Origin of the sequence: Pseudomonas sp. WC1 (genome assembly GCF_050586565.1) — a bacterium.
In the GTDB taxonomy this organism is placed as follows: Bacteria; Pseudomonadota; Gammaproteobacteria; order Pseudomonadales; family Pseudomonadaceae; genus Aquipseudomonas.
This window is the reverse complement of the sequence record NZ_JBOBDQ010000015.1, coordinates 15199-31368: the sequence shown is the minus strand read 5'-3', so window position 1 is coordinate 31368 and position 16170 is coordinate 15199. Positions and strand designations below refer to the sequence as shown.

At 65.2% G+C, this 16170-nt stretch carries 15 protein-coding genes; 12 read left to right on the top strand and 3 right to left on the bottom strand.

Annotated elements, in window-relative coordinates; all coding sequences use genetic code 11:
• The first annotated feature begins 52 nt into the window (after nt 1-52).
• Complete coding sequence (locus ACQ4OD_RS09435) at nt 53-835, top strand: outer membrane protein OmpK (RefSeq protein WP_102684649.1); 783 nt, start codon at nt 53-55, stop codon at nt 833-835.
• 67 nt (nt 836-902) lie between these two features.
• Here the strand turns inward: ACQ4OD_RS09435 and ACQ4OD_RS09430 are convergent, their stop codons facing one another.
• Nucleotides 903-1817: a DUF808 domain-containing protein gene (locus tag ACQ4OD_RS09430; RefSeq protein WP_102684648.1), complete on the bottom strand. Its 915-nt coding sequence runs from the start codon at nt 1815-1817 to the stop codon at nt 903-905.
• Between the two features lie 132 nt (nt 1818-1949).
• On the opposite strand from ACQ4OD_RS09430, the gene ACQ4OD_RS09425 reads away from it, so the two are divergent.
• Nucleotides 1950-2561 carry a TetR/AcrR family transcriptional regulator gene (locus tag ACQ4OD_RS09425; protein WP_028692838.1) on the top strand — a complete coding sequence of 204 codons (612 nt, stop codon included), beginning with the start codon at nt 1950-1952 and terminating at the stop codon, nt 2559-2561.
• Nucleotides 2562-2702: 141 nt separating this feature from the next.
• On the opposite strand, the gene ACQ4OD_RS09420 is transcribed toward ACQ4OD_RS09425, so the two are convergent.
• Complete coding sequence (locus tag ACQ4OD_RS09420) at nt 2703-3143, bottom strand: GlcG/HbpS family heme-binding protein (protein ID WP_430944199.1); 441 nt, start codon at nt 3141-3143, stop codon at nt 2703-2705.
• A gap of 257 nt (nt 3144-3400) precedes the next feature.
• On the opposite strand from ACQ4OD_RS09420, the gene gcl reads away from it, so the two are divergent.
• The 8 genes from gcl to ACQ4OD_RS09380 all read left to right on the top strand — a co-directional run bounded on the left by gcl (nt 3401) and on the right by ACQ4OD_RS09380 (nt 13094).
• Nucleotides 3401-5176 (top strand): glyoxylate carboligase, encoded by a 1776-nt coding sequence (gene gcl / locus ACQ4OD_RS09415; RefSeq protein WP_102684645.1) that lies wholly within the window; start codon nt 3401-3403, stop codon nt 5174-5176.
• A 54-nt stretch (nt 5177-5230) separates the two neighbouring features.
• Nucleotides 5231-6013 carry a hydroxypyruvate isomerase gene (gene hyi, locus ACQ4OD_RS09410; protein WP_046856495.1) on the top strand — a complete coding sequence of 261 codons (783 nt, stop codon included), beginning with the start codon at nt 5231-5233 and terminating at the stop codon, nt 6011-6013.
• A gap of 176 nt (nt 6014-6189) precedes the next feature.
• The gene (locus ACQ4OD_RS09405) at nt 6190-7083 is read left to right on the top strand and encodes a 2-hydroxy-3-oxopropionate reductase (protein WP_023631172.1); all 894 of its coding nucleotides are present in this window, start codon (nt 6190-6192) and stop codon (nt 7081-7083) included.
• Nucleotides 7084-7330: 247 nt separating this feature from the next.
• On the top strand, nt 7331-8605 hold the full coding sequence (locus tag ACQ4OD_RS09400; RefSeq protein WP_198753822.1) for a glycerate kinase type-2 family protein: 1275 nt from the start codon (nt 7331-7333) through the stop codon (nt 8603-8605).
• Nucleotides 8602-10017, top strand: coding sequence for a pyruvate kinase (pyk, locus tag ACQ4OD_RS09395; RefSeq protein WP_110605504.1), 1416 nt, complete (start codon nt 8602-8604; stop codon nt 10015-10017). Before ACQ4OD_RS09400 ends, pyk begins: the two co-directional genes overlap by 4 nt.
• A gap of 211 nt (nt 10018-10228) precedes the next feature.
• Nucleotides 10229-11104 (top strand): urea transporter, encoded by an 876-nt coding sequence (locus ACQ4OD_RS09390; protein ID WP_430944198.1) that lies wholly within the window; start codon nt 10229-10231, stop codon nt 11102-11104.
• A 45-nt stretch (nt 11105-11149) separates the two neighbouring features.
• On the top strand, nt 11150-11971 hold the full coding sequence (locus ACQ4OD_RS09385; RefSeq protein ID WP_102683547.1) for an ion transporter: 822 nt from the start codon (nt 11150-11152) through the stop codon (nt 11969-11971).
• A 124-nt stretch (nt 11972-12095) separates the two neighbouring features.
• On the top strand, nt 12096-13094 hold the full coding sequence (locus ACQ4OD_RS09380; protein ID WP_102683548.1) for a sulfate ABC transporter substrate-binding protein: 999 nt from the start codon (nt 12096-12098) through the stop codon (nt 13092-13094).
• Nucleotides 13095-13293: 199 nt separating this feature from the next.
• Here ACQ4OD_RS09380 and ACQ4OD_RS09375 read toward each other — a convergent pair whose 3' ends face one another.
• On the bottom strand, nt 13294-14220 hold the full coding sequence (locus ACQ4OD_RS09375) for a class I SAM-dependent methyltransferase (RefSeq protein ID WP_102683602.1): 927 nt from the start codon (nt 14218-14220) through the stop codon (nt 13294-13296).
• 161 nt (nt 14221-14381) lie between these two features.
• Here ACQ4OD_RS09375 and ACQ4OD_RS09370 point away from each other — a divergent pair, with 161 nt between their 5' ends.
• Together ACQ4OD_RS09370 and ACQ4OD_RS09365 are read left to right on the top strand one after the other, a co-directional pair.
• A complete protein-coding gene (locus ACQ4OD_RS09370; RefSeq protein ID WP_102683549.1) occupies nt 14382-15035 on the top strand; it encodes a DsbA family oxidoreductase in 654 nt (217 codons plus the stop codon).
• Nucleotides 15032-16135 (top strand): efflux RND transporter periplasmic adaptor subunit, encoded by a 1104-nt coding sequence (locus ACQ4OD_RS09365; RefSeq protein WP_111532720.1) that lies wholly within the window; start codon nt 15032-15034, stop codon nt 16133-16135. Before ACQ4OD_RS09370 ends, ACQ4OD_RS09365 begins: the two co-directional genes overlap by 4 nt.
• The last annotated feature ends 35 nt before the right edge of the window (nt 16136-16170 follow it).

Sequence of the window (16170 nt, the reverse complement as noted above, 5' to 3'; positions counted from 1 at the left end):
AACAGCGCCCGAGCGCTGACAACAGATCCAACTCAAGGGAGCGACACACGCAATGCGTACCATCAATAGCCTGATCCTCGCCGGCGGCCTGCTGGCCTGCGGCGCCAGCCAAGCCGGTGACCTGCTGCAATGGCAGAACAACAGCCTGACCTACCTGTGGGGCAAGAACTTCAAGGTCAACCCCGAGACCCAGCAGACGGTCACCTTCGAGCACGCCGATGCGTGGAAGTACGGCGACAACTTCTTCTTCTTCGACAAGATCTTCTACCAGGGCAAGAAGGACGCCAGTAACGGCCCGAACACCTACTACGGCGAGTTCAGCCCACGCCTGTCGTTCGGCAAGATCTTCGACCAGAAGCTCGAGTTCGGCCCGGTCAAGGACGTGCTGCTGGCCATGACCTACGAGTTCGGCGAAGGTGACACCGAGTCCTATCTGATCGGCCCCGGCTTCGACCTGGCGATCCCAGGCTTCGACTACTTCCAGCTGAACTTCTACCAGCGCACCACCGACGGCAGCCGCCCAGGCGACAACGTCTGGCAGATCACCCCGGTGTGGTCCTACACCATCCCTGTGGGTTCGTCCGACATTCTCATCGACGGCTTCATGGACTGGGTGGTGGACAACGACGAGAACCGTCGCGGCACCTACCAGGCGAACCTGCACTTCAACCCGCAGGTCAAGTACGACCTGGGCAAAGCGCTGCACCTGGGCGAGAAGCAGTTGTACGTGGGTATCGAGTACGACTACTGGAAGAACAAGTACGGCATCAAGGACAGCGATGCCTTCACTACCGATCAGAACACCATGAGCTTCCTGGTGAAAGTGCACTTCTGATCACACAGCGCTCAGGCTCTGTCTGACGTGGGAGCGGGCTTGCCCCGCCCCCACGTCCCTGCGCTACTCAGTGAGCAGGGCGCAGCGCCTGCCACAGCTTGCCGACGACGCTCACCACCGCCAGCACCACAGCCCCCGCAATCACCCCCGCCACACCATTGAGCAGTGCCCCGGTCAACGCCCCGCCGCGCCCGTCGGCGAACGCCTCGATGGCGTGATGCAGCGGCGCGATGCCGTGCACCAGGATCCCGCCACCGACCAGGAACATCGCCGCGGTGCCAATCACCGACAGGCTTTTCATCATGTACGGCGCTGCGCGCAGGATGCCGTTGCCCACCGCCTGGCTCAGCGCCGAGGCTTTCTTGGTCATCCACAGCCCCAGGTCATCGAGCTTGACGATGCCTGCCACCAGGCCATACACCCCCAGGGTCATGACGATGGCGATCCCCGACAGCACGATGATCTGCTGGCTCAGCGGCGCATCGGCCACGGTGCCCAGGGTGATGGCGATGATCTCGGCGGAGAGGATGAAATCGGTGCGCACCGCGCCCTTGATCTTGCTCTTTTCAAAGGCCACCAGGTCGACCTGCTCGTCCGCCACGGCCGCCTTGCGCGCCTCGTGCTGCGCGTCGTCCTCGGCCTTGCTGTGCAGGAACTTGTGCGCCAGCTTCTCGAAGCCCTCGAAGCACAGGTAGGCGCCACCAACCATCAGCAGCGGAATCACCGCCCAGGGAATGAACGCGCTGATCAGCAACGCCGCCGGCACCAGGATCGCCTTGTTCACCAGCGAGCCCTTGGCCACCGCCCACACCACCGGGATCTCGCGTTCGGCGCGCACGCCGGTGACCTGCTGGGCGTTGAGCGCCAGGTCGTCGCCCAGCACCCCGGCGGTCTTCTTCGCCGCGACCTTGGTCATCAACGAGACATCGTCGAGGACCGTGGCGATATCGTCGATCAATACCAGTAAGCTGCTTCCTGCCATGTCAAAATGTTTCCAGTAGGTTCGAATGGCCGGGATTCTAGCCCAAAGACGCTGCCTTGAGCGCCCGTCCGAGCGGGTGCTACCATGCCGGACCCCTCTTGGAGGGGCCAGACCCGAGGAAGATTCCCGACAATGAGCACCATTCGCGAGCGCAACAAGGAACTGATCCTGCGCGCAGCCAGTGAAGAATTCGCCGACAAGGGCTTCGCCGCCACCAAGACCAGCGATATCGCGGCCAAGGCCGGCCTGCCCAAGCCGAACGTGTACTACTACTTCAAGTCGAAGGAAAACCTCTACCGCGAGGTGCTCGAGAGCATCATCGCGCCGATCATGCAGGCCTCGACGCCGTTCAACGCCGACGGCGATCCGAAAGAAGTGCTCAGCGCGTACATCCGCTCGAAGATCCGCATCTCCCGCGACCTGCCCCACGCCTCCAAGGTGTTCGCCAGCGAGATCATGCATGGCGCGCCGCACCTGTCGCCGCGCCAGGTGGAGCAGCTCAACGAGCAGGCCCGCCACAACATCGAGTGCATCCAGCGCTGGATCGAGCGCGGCCAGATCGCCCACGTCGATCCGCACCACCTGATGTTCAGCATCTGGGCGGCGACGCAAACCTACGCGGATTTCGACTGGCAGATCGCCGTGGTGACCGGCAAGGCCAAGCTGGCCGACAGCGACTATGACGCGGCGGCCGAGACCATCATCCGCCTGGTGCTGAAGGGCTGCGAGCCCGAGGCAGCCTGACAGGGCCAATGGGGCTGCTGCGCAGCCCTTATCGCCGGCAAGCCGGCTCCCACAGGCCCTGCACAATTCCTGTGGGAGCCGGCTTGTCGTGGCGACGAACCGCGGCGATGGGCCGCACAGCGGCCCCAGAGAAACTGAACCTTAAGCCGCCACCCCGGCATCCGCCGTCAGCCCGACTTCCTCAATTGCATTGATTGCGCACTGCTCGTCGATATCCGACGTATCCCCGCTGATCCCCACCGCCCCCAGCACCCTGCCCACCTGGTCACGGATCAGCACGCCCCCTGGTACCGGCACCACCGGTCGCTCGCCGAGCCCGTTCAAAGCCGCGTAGAAGGCTGGGCGCTGCTGCGAGTCCAGCGCCAGCAGGCGCGAACCCTTGCCCAACGCCACCGCACCCCAGGCCTTGCCAATGGCCACCTCGGGGCGCAGCAGGCTGGCGCCGTCCTCGCGCTGCAACGCCAGCAGATGCCCGCCGGCGTCGAGCACCGCCACGGTCAAGGGCGCAGCGTTGATCTTGCGGCCTGCGGCCAACGCGGCATTTACCACGCCCACGGCCTGTTTGAGGGTCAATGCGTTCATGAAAAGGTCCTCTTCTTGTTGTGAGAAGCCCTGAGGGCAGTTGAAAACCAATAGACACGATAGAACACAACAAAGACACTGTTTGTATACAATTTTCTGATCCAATGTCTCTCACTGCGACGAAATGTCGCCCTTTTTCGCCATGACCAGCAAGTCAAACCCGCCGACGAAAATGGATTGACCTTTTGCGCCGACCATGAATACACTCTGCTGCAACGCAAGTTGTATACAATTACAAAATCGATGAGGCACAAACCATGAGCAAAATGAGAGCAATCGATGCAGCCGTTCTGGTCATGCGCCGTGAAGGTGTAGATACCGCGTTCGGCATTCCCGGCGCCGCGATCAACCCGCTGTACTCGGCCCTGAAGAAAGTCGGTGGCATCGATCACGTCCTCGCTCGCCACGTCGAAGGCGCCTCGCACATGGCCGAGGGCTACACCCGCGCCAACCCGGGCAACATCGGCGTGTGCATCGGCACCTCCGGCCCCGCCGGCACCGACATGGTCACCGGCCTGTACAGCGCCTCGGCCGACTCCATCCCGATCCTCTGCATCACCGGCCAAGCCCCGCGTGCTCGCCTGCACAAGGAAGACTTCCAGGCGGTCGACATCACCAGCATCGTCAAGCCGGTGACCAAGTGGGCGACCACCGTGCTGGAGCCGGGCCAGGTGCCTTACGCATTCCAGAAGGCCTTCTACGAAATGCGCACCGGCCGCCCAGGCCCCGTGTTGATCGACCTGCCGTTCGACGTGCAGATGGCCGAGATCGAGTTCGACATCGACGCCTACGAGCCACTGGCGATCAGCAAGCCAGCCGCCACCCGCGTCCAGGCCGAAAAAGCCCTGGCCCTGCTCAATGACGCCGAGCGCCCGCTGCTGGTAGCCGGCGGCGGCATCATCAACGCCGACGCCAGCGACAAGCTGGTCGAGTTCGCCGAACTGACCGGCGTCCCGGTAGTGCCAACCCTGATGGGCTGGGGCACCATCCCGGACGATCACGAATTGATGGTCGGCATGGTCGGCCTGCAGACCTCGCACCGCTACGGTAACGCGACGATGCTCAAGTCCGACCTGGTGTTCGGCATCGGCAACCGTTGGGCCAACCGCCATACCGGCTCCGTCGACGTCTACACCGAAGGCCGCAAGTTCGTGCACGTGGACATCGAACCGACCCAGATCGGCCGAGTGTTCACTCCAGATTTGGGTATCGTCTCGGACGCCGGCAAGGCCCTGGACGTGTTCCTCGAAGTGGCCCGCGAATGGAAAGCCGCAGGCCTGCTCAAGTGCCGCAAGGCCTGGCTGGAAGACTGCCAGGAACGCAAGGCTACCCTGCAGCGCAAGACCAACTTCGACAACGTCCCGGTCAAGCCTCAGCGCGTGTACCAGGAAATGAACGAAGTGTTCGGCAAGGACACCACCTACGTCAGCACCATCGGCCTGTCGCAGATCGCCGGCGCGCAGTTCCTGCACGTGTACAAGCCACGCCACTGGATCAACTGCGGCCAGGCCGGCCCGCTGGGCTGGACCATCCCTGCCGCGCTGGGTGTCGTCAAGGCCGACCCGAAACGCAAAGTGGTCGCGCTGTCCGGTGACTACGACTTCCAGTTCATGATCGAAGAGCTGGCGGTGGGCGCGCAGTTCAACCTGCCGTACGTCCACGTGCTGGTGAACAACGCCTACCTCGGCCTGATCCGCCAGGCGCAGCGTGGTTTCGACATGGATTACTGTGTACAACTGGCGTTCGAGAACATCAATTCCACCGACGCCGCCACCTACGGTGTCGACCACGTCGCCGTGGTCGAGGGCCTGGGCTGCAAGGCCATCCGCGTGTTCCAACCGGCCGAGATCGCCCCTGCCCTGCTCAAGGCGCAGAAGATGGCCGAAGAGTTCCGCGTGCCGGTGGTGGTCGAAGTGATTCTCGAGCGTGTGACCAACATTTCCATGGGCACCGAGATCAACGCGGTCAACGAGTTCGAAGACCTCGCCCTGGTCGGCAACGACGCGCCGACCGCCATCTCGCTGCTGGACTGATCGCCTGACGCCCCCGCGCCGCGCGCGGGGGCAATCACCGCAAGGAGACGACTTATGCCTCGCTTCGCCGCCAACCTGTCCATGCTGTTCACCGAACAGGACTTCCTGGCTCGCTTCAAGGCCGCCGCCGACGCTGGTTTCAGCGGCGTCGAATACCTCTTCCCGTACGATTTCAGCGCCGCCGAGATCAAGCAGCAGCTCGACGCCCATGGCCTGACCCAGGTGCTGTTCAACCTGCCTGCGGGCGACTGGTCGAAAGGTGAGCGTGGCATCACCTGCCACCCCGACCGCGTCGAAGAGTTCCGCGCCGGTGTCGACAAGGCCATCGAGTACGCCAAGGTGCTGGGCAACACCCAGGTCAACGCCCTGGCCGGCATCCGCCCGCAAGGCCCGGACTGCGCCACCGTGCGCAAGACCTTCGTGGAAAACCTGCGCTACGCCGCCGACAAGCTCAAGGCCGCCGGCATCCGCCTGGTCATGGAAATGATCAACACCCGCGACATCCCGGGCTTCTACCTGAATACCACGAAACAGGCCCTGGAAATCCAGGCCGAGGTGGGCAGCGACAACCTGTTCCTGCAGTACGACATCTACCACATGCAGATCATGGAAGGTGACCTGGCGCGCACCCTGGAAACCAACCTCAAGCTGATCAACCACGTGCAGCTGGCCGACAACCCGGGCCGCCACGAGCCGGGCACCGGCGAGATCAACTACCGCTTCCTGTTCGAGCACCTGGACCGCATCGGCTACCAGGGCTGGGTGGGCGCGGAGTACAAGCCCAAGACCACCACCGAAGCCGGCCTGGGCTGGCTCAAAACTCACAACGCTATCTAAGGATTCGCTCGAAGGGGCTGCCCTGATTGGCCCCTGTGGGAGCTGGCTTGCCAGCGATAACGTCAACACGGCCAACATCGTTTGCATATCGATCGCAATCGCTGGCAAGCCAGCTCCCACAAGGTTCGCACCGCCTGCTCCATCGAGATTCAACAATTACAACGAGGTAATCTCTCATGGCTAAAATCGGTTTCATCGGCACCGGCATCATGGGCAACCCCATGGCCCAGAACCTGCAAAAAGCAGGTCACAGCATCTTCGTTTCGACCCACCACGACGCAGCTCCGGCCAACCTGATCGCCGCTGGCGGCGTGGCCCTGGCCAACCCGAAGGAAGTGGCCCAGGAAGCTGAATTCATCATCGTCATGGTGCCCGACACCCCACAGGTCGAAAGCGTGCTGTTCGGTGAAAATGGCGTCGCCGAAGGCGTGGGCCCGAACAAGGTGGTGATCGACATGAGCTCGATCTCGCCTACCGCCACCAAAGCCTTCGCCGAGAAGATCAAGGCCACCGGCGCCGCCTACCTGGACGCCCCGGTGTCCGGCGGCGAAGTCGGCGCCAAGGCCGCGACCTTGAGCATCATGGTCGGCGGCTGCCCGAAAGCCTTCGAGCGCGCCCTGCCGCTGTTCGAAGCCATGGGCAAGAACATCACCCGCGTCGGCGGCAACGGCGATGGCCAGACCGCCAAGGTGGCCAACCAGATCATCGTCGCCCTGAACATCCAGGCCGTTGCCGAAGCCCTGCTGTTCGCCGCCAAGAACGGCGCCGACCCGGCCAAGGTGCGCGAGGCGCTGATGGGCGGCTTCGCATCGTCGAAGATCCTCGAAGTGCACGCCGAGCGCATGATCAAAGGCACCTTCGACCCAGGCTTCCGCATCAACCTGCACCAGAAGGACCTCAACCTGGCCCTGCAAGGCGCCAAGGAGCTGGGCATCAACCTGCCCAACACCTCCAATGCCCAGCAAGTGTTCAACACCTGCCAGGCCCTGGGCGGCGGCAACTGGGACCACTCGGCGCTGATCAAGGGCCTGGAGCACATGGCCAACTTCTCGATCCGCGACGACAAGTGATTTGAATCCGGGGGCTGCTGCGCAGCCCTTTCGCCGGCAAGCCGGCTCCCACAGGGACCGCACCGTCCTATGATCCAGCGCTGTACCTGTGGGAGCCGGCTTGCCGGCGATGAATCCAACACCGTTCTCCTGCAACCACAGGTCGAAGGGTGACCCCGAGCAACACCCGCCCCTGGTTCGGCCTGCACGGAGGCAGTTCCAGGGGCGTTTTCGATTTTGCAGAACAACAAGAATCTGGGAGCCTGCCATGTCGGTCGATCCACAAAAATTCCTGCGCGAGCTGTTCGACACAGCCATCGCCGCCGCCCACCCCCGTCAGGTCCTCGAACCCCACCTGCCCGCCGACCGTAGCGGCCGGGTCATCGTCATCGGCGCCGGCAAGGCCGCCGCCGCCATGGCTGAAGTGGTCGAGAAAAGCTGGCAAGGCGAGGTCTCGGGCCTGGTCGTGACCCGCTACGGCCACGGCGCCAGCTGCCAGAAGATCGAGGTGGTCGAAGCCGCCCACCCGGTCCCCGATGCCGCCGGCCTGGCCGTGGCCAAGCGCGTGCTCGCGCTGGTCAGCAACCTGAGCGAAGACGACCGCGTCATCTTCCTGCTCTCCGGCGGCGGTTCGGCCCTGCTGGCCCTGCCCGCCGAAGGTCTGACCCTGGCCGACAAGCAGCAGATCAACAAGGCCCTGCTGAAATCCGGCGCCACCATCGGCGAGATGAACTGCGTGCGCAAGCACCTCTCGGCGATCAAGGGCGGGCGCCTGGCCAAGGCCTGCTGGCCGGCCACCGTCTATACCTACGCGATTTCCGATGTGCCCGGCGACCTGGCCACGGTCATCGCCTCCGGCCCCACCGTGGCCGACCCGAGCACCTCAGCCGACGCCCTGGCGATCCTCAAGCGCTACAACATCGAAGCGCCCAAGGCCGTCATCGACTGGCTCAACAACCCGGCGTCGGAAACCGTCAAGGCCGACGACCCGGCTCTTTCGCGCAGCCACTTCCAACTGATCGCCAGGCCCCAGCAGTCGCTCGAGGCCGCCGCGGTGAAAGCCCGCCAGGCCGGCTTCAGCCCGCTGATCCTCGGTGACCTGGAAGGCGAGTCGCGCGAGGTGGCCAAGGTGCATGCCGGCATCGCCCGCCAGGTCGTCCTGCACGGCCAGCCGCTGAAGGCGCCCTGCGTGATCCTCTCCGGCGGCGAGACCACCGTCACCGTGCGCGGCAATGGCCGTGGCGGGCGCAACGCCGAGTTCCTGCTCAGCCTTACCGAAAGCCTCAAGGGCCTGCCGGGGGTGTACGCATTGGCCGGTGATACCGACGGCATCGACGGCTCCGAGGACAACGCCGGCGCCTTCATGACCCCGGACAGCCACGCCCGCGCCGAGGCCCTGGGCCTGTCGGCCAGCGATGAGCTGGACAACAACAACGGCTATGGCTACTTCGCCGCGCTCGACGCGCTGATCGTCACCGAGCCGACCCGCACCAACGTCAATGACTTCCGCGCTATCCTGATCCTCGAGACCGACCCCTCATGACGCCTGATAAAAAAGTAAAAATCCTCGCCACCCTCGGGCCTGCGATCAAGGGCATCGACGACATCCGCCAGCTGGTCGAGGCCGGGGTGAACATCTTCCGCCTCAACTTCAGCCACGGCGAACACGCCGACCACGCCCTGCGCTACCAGTGGATCCGCGAAGTCGAGCAGCAGCTCAACTACCCGCTGGGCATCCTCATGGACCTGCAGGGGCCGAAGCTGCGCGTCGGCCGCTTCGCCGACGGCAAGGTGCAACTGCAACGCGGCCAGGCCCTGCGCCTGGACCTGGACAAGACCCCGGGCGACAGCCGCCGGGTGAACCTGCCGCACCCGGAGATCATCGCCGCGCTGGAGCCCGGCATGGACCTGCTGCTCGATGACGGCAAGCTGCGCCTGCGCGTCACCGCCAAGCACAGTGACGCCATCGACACCGAAGTGCTGGCCGGCGGCGAGCTGTCCGACCGCAAGGGCGTCAACGTGCCCCAGGCGGTGCTCGACCTGTCCCCGCTCACCGAGAAGGACCGCCGCGACCTCACCTTCGGCCTCGAGCTGGGCGTGGACTGGGTGGCCCTGTCGTTCGTGCAGCGCCCGCAAGACATCCTCGAAGCGCGCGAGCTGATCGGCGACCGTGCCTACCTGATGGCCAAGATCGAGAAGCCCTCGGCGGTCGAGCAGCTACAGGCCATCGCCGAGCTGTCCGACGCGATCATGGTCGCCCGTGGCGACCTGGGCGTGGAAGTGCCGGCCGAGAGCGTGCCGCAGATCCAGAAGGGCATCATCAATACCTGCCGCCAGCTGGGCAAGCCGGTGGTGGTGGCCACGCAGATGCTCGAATCCATGCGCTTCTCCCCGGCCCCGACCCGCGCCGAGGTCACCGATGTGGCCAACGCCGTGGCCGAAGGCGCCGACGCGGTGATGCTGTCGGCCGAGACCGCCTCGGGCGACTACCCGCTGGAAGCCGTGCAGATGATGAGCAAGATCATCCGCCAGGTAGAGAACGGCCCGGACTACCAGGCCCAGCTCGACGTTGGTCGGCCCAAGGCCGAAGCCACGGTGTCGGACGCCATCAGCTGCGCGATCCGCCGCATCAGCGGCATCCTGCCGGTGGCGGTGCTGGTCAACTACAGCGAATCGGGGAATTCCACCCTGCGCGCCGCCCGCGAGCGGCCACGGGCGCCGATCCTCAACCTGACGCCGAACCTGAATACCGCCCGCCGCCTGAGCGTGGCCTGGGGCGTGCACTCGGTGGTCAATGACCGCCTGCGCCAGGTCGACGAAGTGGTCTCCACGGCGCTGGAAATCGCCCAGGCCCAAGGCATGGCCAGCCGTGGCGACACGCTGCTGATCACCGCCGGTGTGCCTTTCGGCAAGCCGGGTTCGACTAATACGCTGCGGATCGAGACCTTGGTCTGAGATCGCCGGGGGCGCTGCGCGCCCCTTTCGCCGCGGTTCGTCGCCACGACAAGCCGGCTCCCACACGGAATTGCGCAATACCTGTGGGAGCTGGCTTGTCGTGGCGACGAACCGCAGCGATTGGAGGGCAAAGCCCTCCCCATACACCGAAATGCGGAAAACCGAGGCCCGAAGAGGCCCACCGCTCCCCCACTCACCTTACCGACTGCCCATGTACACCAAGAATTTCGTCAACCCGTGCCCCGACTGGGCCACGGCCTTGCTCAACGGCTTCAGCCAGGTGCTGCTGCTGCGCAACCCCCTGTGCGGCCTGTGCTGCCTGCTGGCCATCCTGCTGACCGCGCCGAACCTGGTCGGCGGCGCCCTGCTCGGCGCCCTGGCCGGCCTGCTTACCGCCCAACGCCGCGGCTACGACCGCGCCGACCGCCAGGCCGGGCTGTACTGCTACAACGGCGTGCTGATCGGCATCCTGATCAGCGCCGTACTGCCCTGGTCGGCGATCCTGCCACCGCTGATCATCGCCGCCGGCGGCCTGTCGAGCATGCTCACCCACCAATGGCGCAAGCGCGGCGGCAAGCTGCTGATCGCCTACACCGCGCCATTCGTGCTGCTGGGCTGGGCCGCGTTGCTGCTGACCGAGCCGTCGGCCAACGGCTATGTCGAAGCCGATCCTGTGTATGCCCTGCTGCGCGGCGTAGGGCAGATCTTTTTGCTCGACAAGCCCATGGCCGGCCTGCTGATCGTCATCGGCATGTACTTCGCCAACCCCTATGCCGCCACCTGGGCGTTGATCGGCTCGGCCATCGGCGGTGGTGTCGCGCTGCTGGCTGGAGAAACGCAGGCCGCGTGGCTGGGGCTGTATGGCTTCAACGCCGCCCTGGCAGCCCTGGCCTTCAGCCGCCAGGGTGAGAAACCCTGGATGACCTTGCTCGCCATCGCCTGCGCCCTGCTGCTGCAGCCGCTGTTCAACCTGCTGCTGATTTCCGGGCTGACCGCGCCTTTTGTGGCCGCGTGCTGGCTGATGCACCTGGGCAACCACCTGGTCCAGGTCAACCAGCGCCGCAACGCGCCTCGCTTGCACAGCTGATACCCAGCCCCTAGGCTCTGCCCATCCACACATTGGAACGAGCCCATGGACAACCCTGCGAGCCTGCGCGAGCGGCTCTACGTCATCGTCTTCCAGACCGACACCACGGCTGGCAGACGCTTCGACAAGATTCTCCTGCTGATCATCCTGGCCAGCCTGGTGACGGTGATCCTCGACAGCATCGACGACGTTCACCAGAACTACGCCGGGCTGCTGGCCGGGATCGAGTGGGGCTTCACCGCGATCTTCCTCGCCGAATACATCACCCGCCTGTACTGCTCGCCCAAGCCACTGCGCTATGCCTTCAGCTTCTACGGGCTGGTCGACCTGCTGGCGATCGTGCCGGGGATCATCGCCCTGTACTACAGCGACGCCCAGTACCTGCTGATCATCCGCGTGGTGCGCATGCTGCGGATCTTCCGCGTGCTCAAGCTCAGCCCGTACTTGAAGCAGGCGCACTACCTGCTGGCGGCGCTGCAGGGCAGCAAGCAGAAGATCATCGTGTTCCTGGTCAGCGTGTCGACCCTGGTGACCGTGTTCGGCACATTGATGTACGTGATCGAAGGGCCGGAGCATGGCTTCACCAGCATCCCCAAGGGCATCTACTGGGCCATCGTCACCCTCACCACCGTGGGCTTCGGCGATATCGTGCCGACCACGCCGCTGGGGCAGGTGCTGTCGTCGCTGGTGATGATCACCGGTTACTCGATCATCGCCGTGCCCACCGGCATCTTCACCGCCGAACTGGCCAATGCCATGCGCGGCGAACAGTTGCAGCATGACTGCCCGACCTGCGCCAAGCACCATCACGAGCATGGCGCGGCGTTCTGTTCGCGCTGTGGCAATGCGTTGTTTCCCAAGCAATAGGCAGCGTCCCCAATGCAGGGCAAGCATAAGCAAAGAGCCATTTGGTCTTTAGCCACCCTAGCGCCAAACGCTATAGTCGCTGGCATATCGCCAACCCTTTGAATCAGAACAAGGAATGCCCCCAGTGAAAAAACTCTTCAGTGCCTCGCTGCTTGCCGCGGGCCTGGCCCTGGGCAACCTCGCCCAGGCCGCCCCTACCCTGCTCAACGTGTCGTACGACGTGATGCGCGACTTCTACAAGGACTACAACCCGGCGTTCCAGAAGCACTGGGAGAAGGAGCACAACGAAAAGGTCAACCTGCAGATGTCCTTCGGCGGCTCGAGCAAGCAGGCGCGCGCGGTGATCGATGGCCTGCCGGCCGACGTGATCACCATGAACATGGCCACCGACATCAATGCCCTGGCCGACAACGGCAAGCTGGTGCCGGACAACTGGGTAACGCGCCTGCCGAACAACAGCGCGCCGTTCACCTCGGCCACCGTGTTCATCGTGCGCAAAGGCAACCCCAAGGCGCTGAAGGACTGGCCCGACCTGCTGAAGGACGGCGTGCAGGTGATCGTGCCCAACCCGAAGACATCGGGTAACGGCCGCTACACCTACCTCTCGGCCTGGGGCTACGTGCTCAAGCAGGGCGGTGACGAAAGCAAGGCCCGCGACTTCGTCGGCAAGCTGTTCAAGCAGGCCCCGGTACTGGACACCGGTGGCCGCGCCGCCACCACCACCTTCATGACCAACCAGATCGGCGATGTGCTGGTGACCTTCGAGAACGAAGCCGAGATGATCGCCCGCGAGTTCGGCCGCGACCAGTTCGAAGTGGTCTACCCGAGCGTGTCGGCCGAAGCCGAGCCGCCGGTGAGCGTGGTCGACAAGGTGGTGGCCAAGAAAGGTACCCAGGCCGTGGCCGAGGAATACCTGAAGTACCTGTGGTCGCCGGAGGCCCAGGAGATCGCCGCGAACAACTACCTGCGTCCGCGTGACGCCACTGTGCTGGCCAAGTACACCGACCGTTTCCCGAAAGTCGACTTCCTGTCGGTGGAGAAGACCTTCGGTGACTGGCGCACCGTGCAGAAGACCCACTTCAATGACGGTGGCGTGTTCGACCAGATCTATACCAGCCATTGATCACTGACCTGTACCGGCCTATCGCCGGCAAGCCGGCTCCCACACCGAACGCGCAAACCTCAACCCTTGCGCTATCCCTGTGGGAGCTGGCTTGCCAGCGATGAGGCCACTACAAACAACACAAGACAGTTGCTCCGACGGGGAACGCGATCTCCTGTGAGAGCCGGCTTGCCGGCGATAGGCCGGTAAGGGCTACTGATCACCCCTGGCGAAACACCAGCGCCTTCAGCCCACCCTCCGGATCCGCATCGGGAAACTCCGGCGGATTCTCCAGCCGCTCGACGAACGCCAGCCCCGGCGCCTGCTCGGCCATCCCCTCGATGAGAAACTGCGGCCCGATCCCAGGATCGTTGACGCAGGCCAATACCGTGCCGCCTTCAGTCAACAACTCCGGCAAACGCCGAAGGATCTTGGCGTAGTCCTGGGTCAGCACGAAGCTGCCGCGCTGGAAGGTCGGCGGATCGATGATGATCAGGTCGTACGGCCCGTACTTGCGCACCTTGCCCCACGACTTGAACAGCTCATGCCCCAGGTACGCCACCCGCGAGGCGTCATGGCCATTGAGCCGGTGATTGTCGCGGCCCCGGGACAGCGCCGACTTGGCCATGTCCAGGTTGACCACCTGCTCGGCGCCGCCGGCGATCGCCGCCACCGAGAAACCGCAGGTGTAGGCGAACAGGTTGAGCACGCGCTTGCCGCCCGCCTGCTCGCGCACCCAGCGCCGGCCGTAGCGCATGTCGAGGAACAGGCCGTTGTTCTGTCGCACGCCCAGGTCGAGCAGGTACTTCAGGCCATCCTCGACCACCTCGCGCTGCTGGCACGGCGCGCCCCACAGCCACTGCCCAGGGCTGTCGGGCAGGTAGCGGTGCTGCAGCAGGATGGCCTGGCCGCTCCACTGCGGGCGCTCGGCCAACGCCATCAGCATCGCTTCAAGCTCGGCCAGCTGGCCCTCGGGCGGCTCGCGGAACAACGCCACCAGCAACACGCCGTCGAGCCAGTCGACGGTGATCTGTTCAAGCCCCGGCCAGCAGCGGCCACGGCCATGGAACAGGCGGCGAGTCTCCTGGGGGGCAGGGTCGAGGGCGGCGAGCAGGTGCTGCTCGAGGGTGGCAATGGCTGGGCTCATGTCGGCTACGGTCAGGCAAAAGCGCCATTCTACCCGCTCGCGGCCGGGCCGGGCGGCCATCGATGAAGGGGATGAGAGGGTTTGCGGCACTTTTGTCGCTTTTTTCTTGCCGGGGCGCTGTGGATAGTGCGGCCATCCCTCCCTGAAACCGGATCACTGCCATGTCACCCCTGAAAGTCGAATTCTTCCACGATGTCGTCTGCGGCTGGTGCTTCGTCCTCGCCCCGCGCCTGAAGCAGTTGCAGGACGAACTGAACCTGGACGTGCAGCACCGCAGCTTCATCCTGCAGACTAGCCGCGAGGCAATGGTCGAGCGCTTCGGCTCGATGCCCAAGGCCAAGGAGACCATCCTCAGCCACTGGCTGTCGTGCTCGCGCGCCGAGGACGTCAAGCGCATCAACATCGAAGCCATGCGCCAGCAGGACTTCGAGTACCCCACCGGCCTGCTCGCGGGCCTGGCCTGCCAGACCGCCAAGGCCCTGGGCGGCAACGAAGGCCACGAGCGCCTGTTCGACCGCCTGCAGGAAGCCCACCTGGTGCAGGCCCGCAACATCGGCGACCGCGCCACCGTGCTGGCGGTGGCCGCCGAAGCCGGTTTCGACCCGCAGGCCTTCGCCACGGCATTCGACCAGCAGGCCCCGCAGATGCTCGAGGAAGAACTGGCCCAGGGCCGGCGCCTGGGCATCAGCTCGGTGCCCAGCCTGGTGATCGACGGCCGCTACCTGGTCCCCGGCGCGCTGAGCCTCGAGCAACTGCGCCAGACCTTCATCCAGGTCCGTGCCAACCAGAACCAGGCACAAGGAGCCGCCCAATGAAAAACCGTTACTGGATCGCCGCCGGCACGTCCCTGTCGCTGCTGGCCATGGCCCTGCTGCCCGCCCCGGCGGTAGTGGCCAACGACGCCCCCGCCGCCCAGGCCAACGCCACCCCGGTGGCAATCGCCCGTGTGCAGTCGGGCCCGATGCCGCAGGTGCTCAGCGCCGTCGGCACCCTGGAGGCGGTACACCAGGTCAATGTCTCGCCCGAGGTCGGCGGGCGCATCACCGCGTTGGAGTTCACCGCCGGCAAGGCCGTGGCCGCAGGCCAGGTGCTGGTCAAGCTCAACGACGCGCCCGAGCGCGGCGAGCTGGCCAAGCTGCAGGCCCAGGCCAAGAACGCCAAGCTGGCCCTGGAACGCACGCGCAAGGTGCTGCCGCTGGCCTCCACCCAGGCCCAGCTGGACCAGGCCCAGGCCAACTACGACCAGCTGCTCGGCGAGATCGCCCAGGTCCAGGCGCAGATCGCGCAGAAGACCATCCGCGCCCCGTTCGCCGGCGTGCTGGGTATCCGCAAGGTCAACCTCGGCCAGTACGTCAGCCCCGGCGACAGCCTGGTGACCCTCACCGAGCTGTCGCGCCTGCACGTCAACTTCCCGCTGCCCGAGCAGTCCGCCGCCGCCCTGCAGGCGGGCCAGGCCATCACCCTCAAGGTCGACGCCTGGCCGCAGCAGCGCTTTGTCGCCGCGGTGACCACCCTGGAGCCGCAGATCGACCCGGGCGCCCGCTCCATGTTGGTGCAGGCAACCCTCGACAACCCCGGCCAGCAACTCAAGCCGGGCATGTTCGCCAACGTCAGCATCGAGCTGCCGAGCCACGCCGATGTGCTGAGCGTGCCGGAGACGGCGATCAGCTACAGCGCCTACGGCAACTCGCTGTACGTGCTGCGCGAGAAGGACGGCGCCCTGCGCGTGGAGCAGGTGTTCGTCAAGCTCGGCGCGCGCCGCGACGACCGCGTGGTGGTGCTCGACGCGCTGACCCCGGGCGACCGCGTGGTGGTCTCGGGGCAGATCCGCCTGAGCAATGGCATGCCGGTGCGGGTCACCGACGACACCCTGGCCGCCAGCACCCCGCGCAAGCCGGACCTGGCCCAGCAGTAATGGGTTTGCGTGCCACTGAAAAGGACCTGTAGCAC

Excerpts from the sequence above, each read along its gene's own strand:
- ACQ4OD_RS09390 (WP_430944198.1), top strand. The coding sequence starts at position 10,229 with ATGTACACCAAGAATTTCGTCAACCCGTGCCCCGACTGGGCCACGGCC.
- ACQ4OD_RS09385 (WP_102683547.1), top strand. The coding sequence starts at position 11,150 with ATGGACAACCCTGCGAGCCTGCGCGAGCGGCTCTACGTCATCGTCTTC.
- ACQ4OD_RS09370 (WP_102683549.1), top strand. The coding sequence starts at position 14,382 with ATGTCACCCCTGAAAGTCGAATTCTTCCACGATGTCGTCTGCGGCTGG.
- ACQ4OD_RS09375 (WP_102683602.1), bottom strand. The coding sequence starts at position 14,220 with ATGAGCCCAGCCATTGCCACCCTCGAGCAGCACCTGCTCGCCGCCCTC.
- ACQ4OD_RS09430 (WP_102684648.1), bottom strand. The coding sequence starts at position 1,817 with ATGGCAGGAAGCAGCTTACTGGTATTGATCGACGATATCGCCACGGTC.
- ACQ4OD_RS09420 (WP_430944199.1), bottom strand. The coding sequence starts at position 3,143 with ATGAACGCATTGACCCTCAAACAGGCCGTGGGCGTGGTAAATGCCGCG.
- ACQ4OD_RS09365 (WP_111532720.1), top strand. The coding sequence starts at position 15,032 with ATGAAAAACCGTTACTGGATCGCCGCCGGCACGTCCCTGTCGCTGCTG.
- ACQ4OD_RS09405 (WP_023631172.1), top strand. The coding sequence starts at position 6,190 with ATGGCTAAAATCGGTTTCATCGGCACCGGCATCATGGGCAACCCCATG.
- hyi (WP_046856495.1), top strand. The coding sequence starts at position 5,231 with ATGCCTCGCTTCGCCGCCAACCTGTCCATGCTGTTCACCGAACAGGAC.
- ACQ4OD_RS09425 (WP_028692838.1), top strand. The coding sequence starts at position 1,950 with ATGAGCACCATTCGCGAGCGCAACAAGGAACTGATCCTGCGCGCAGCC.
- pyk (WP_110605504.1), top strand. The coding sequence starts at position 8,602 with ATGACGCCTGATAAAAAAGTAAAAATCCTCGCCACCCTCGGGCCTGCG.
- ACQ4OD_RS09435 (WP_102684649.1), top strand. The coding sequence starts at position 53 with ATGCGTACCATCAATAGCCTGATCCTCGCCGGCGGCCTGCTGGCCTGC.
- gcl (WP_102684645.1), top strand. The coding sequence starts at position 3,401 with ATGAGCAAAATGAGAGCAATCGATGCAGCCGTTCTGGTCATGCGCCGT.
- ACQ4OD_RS09400 (WP_198753822.1), top strand. The coding sequence starts at position 7,331 with ATGTCGGTCGATCCACAAAAATTCCTGCGCGAGCTGTTCGACACAGCC.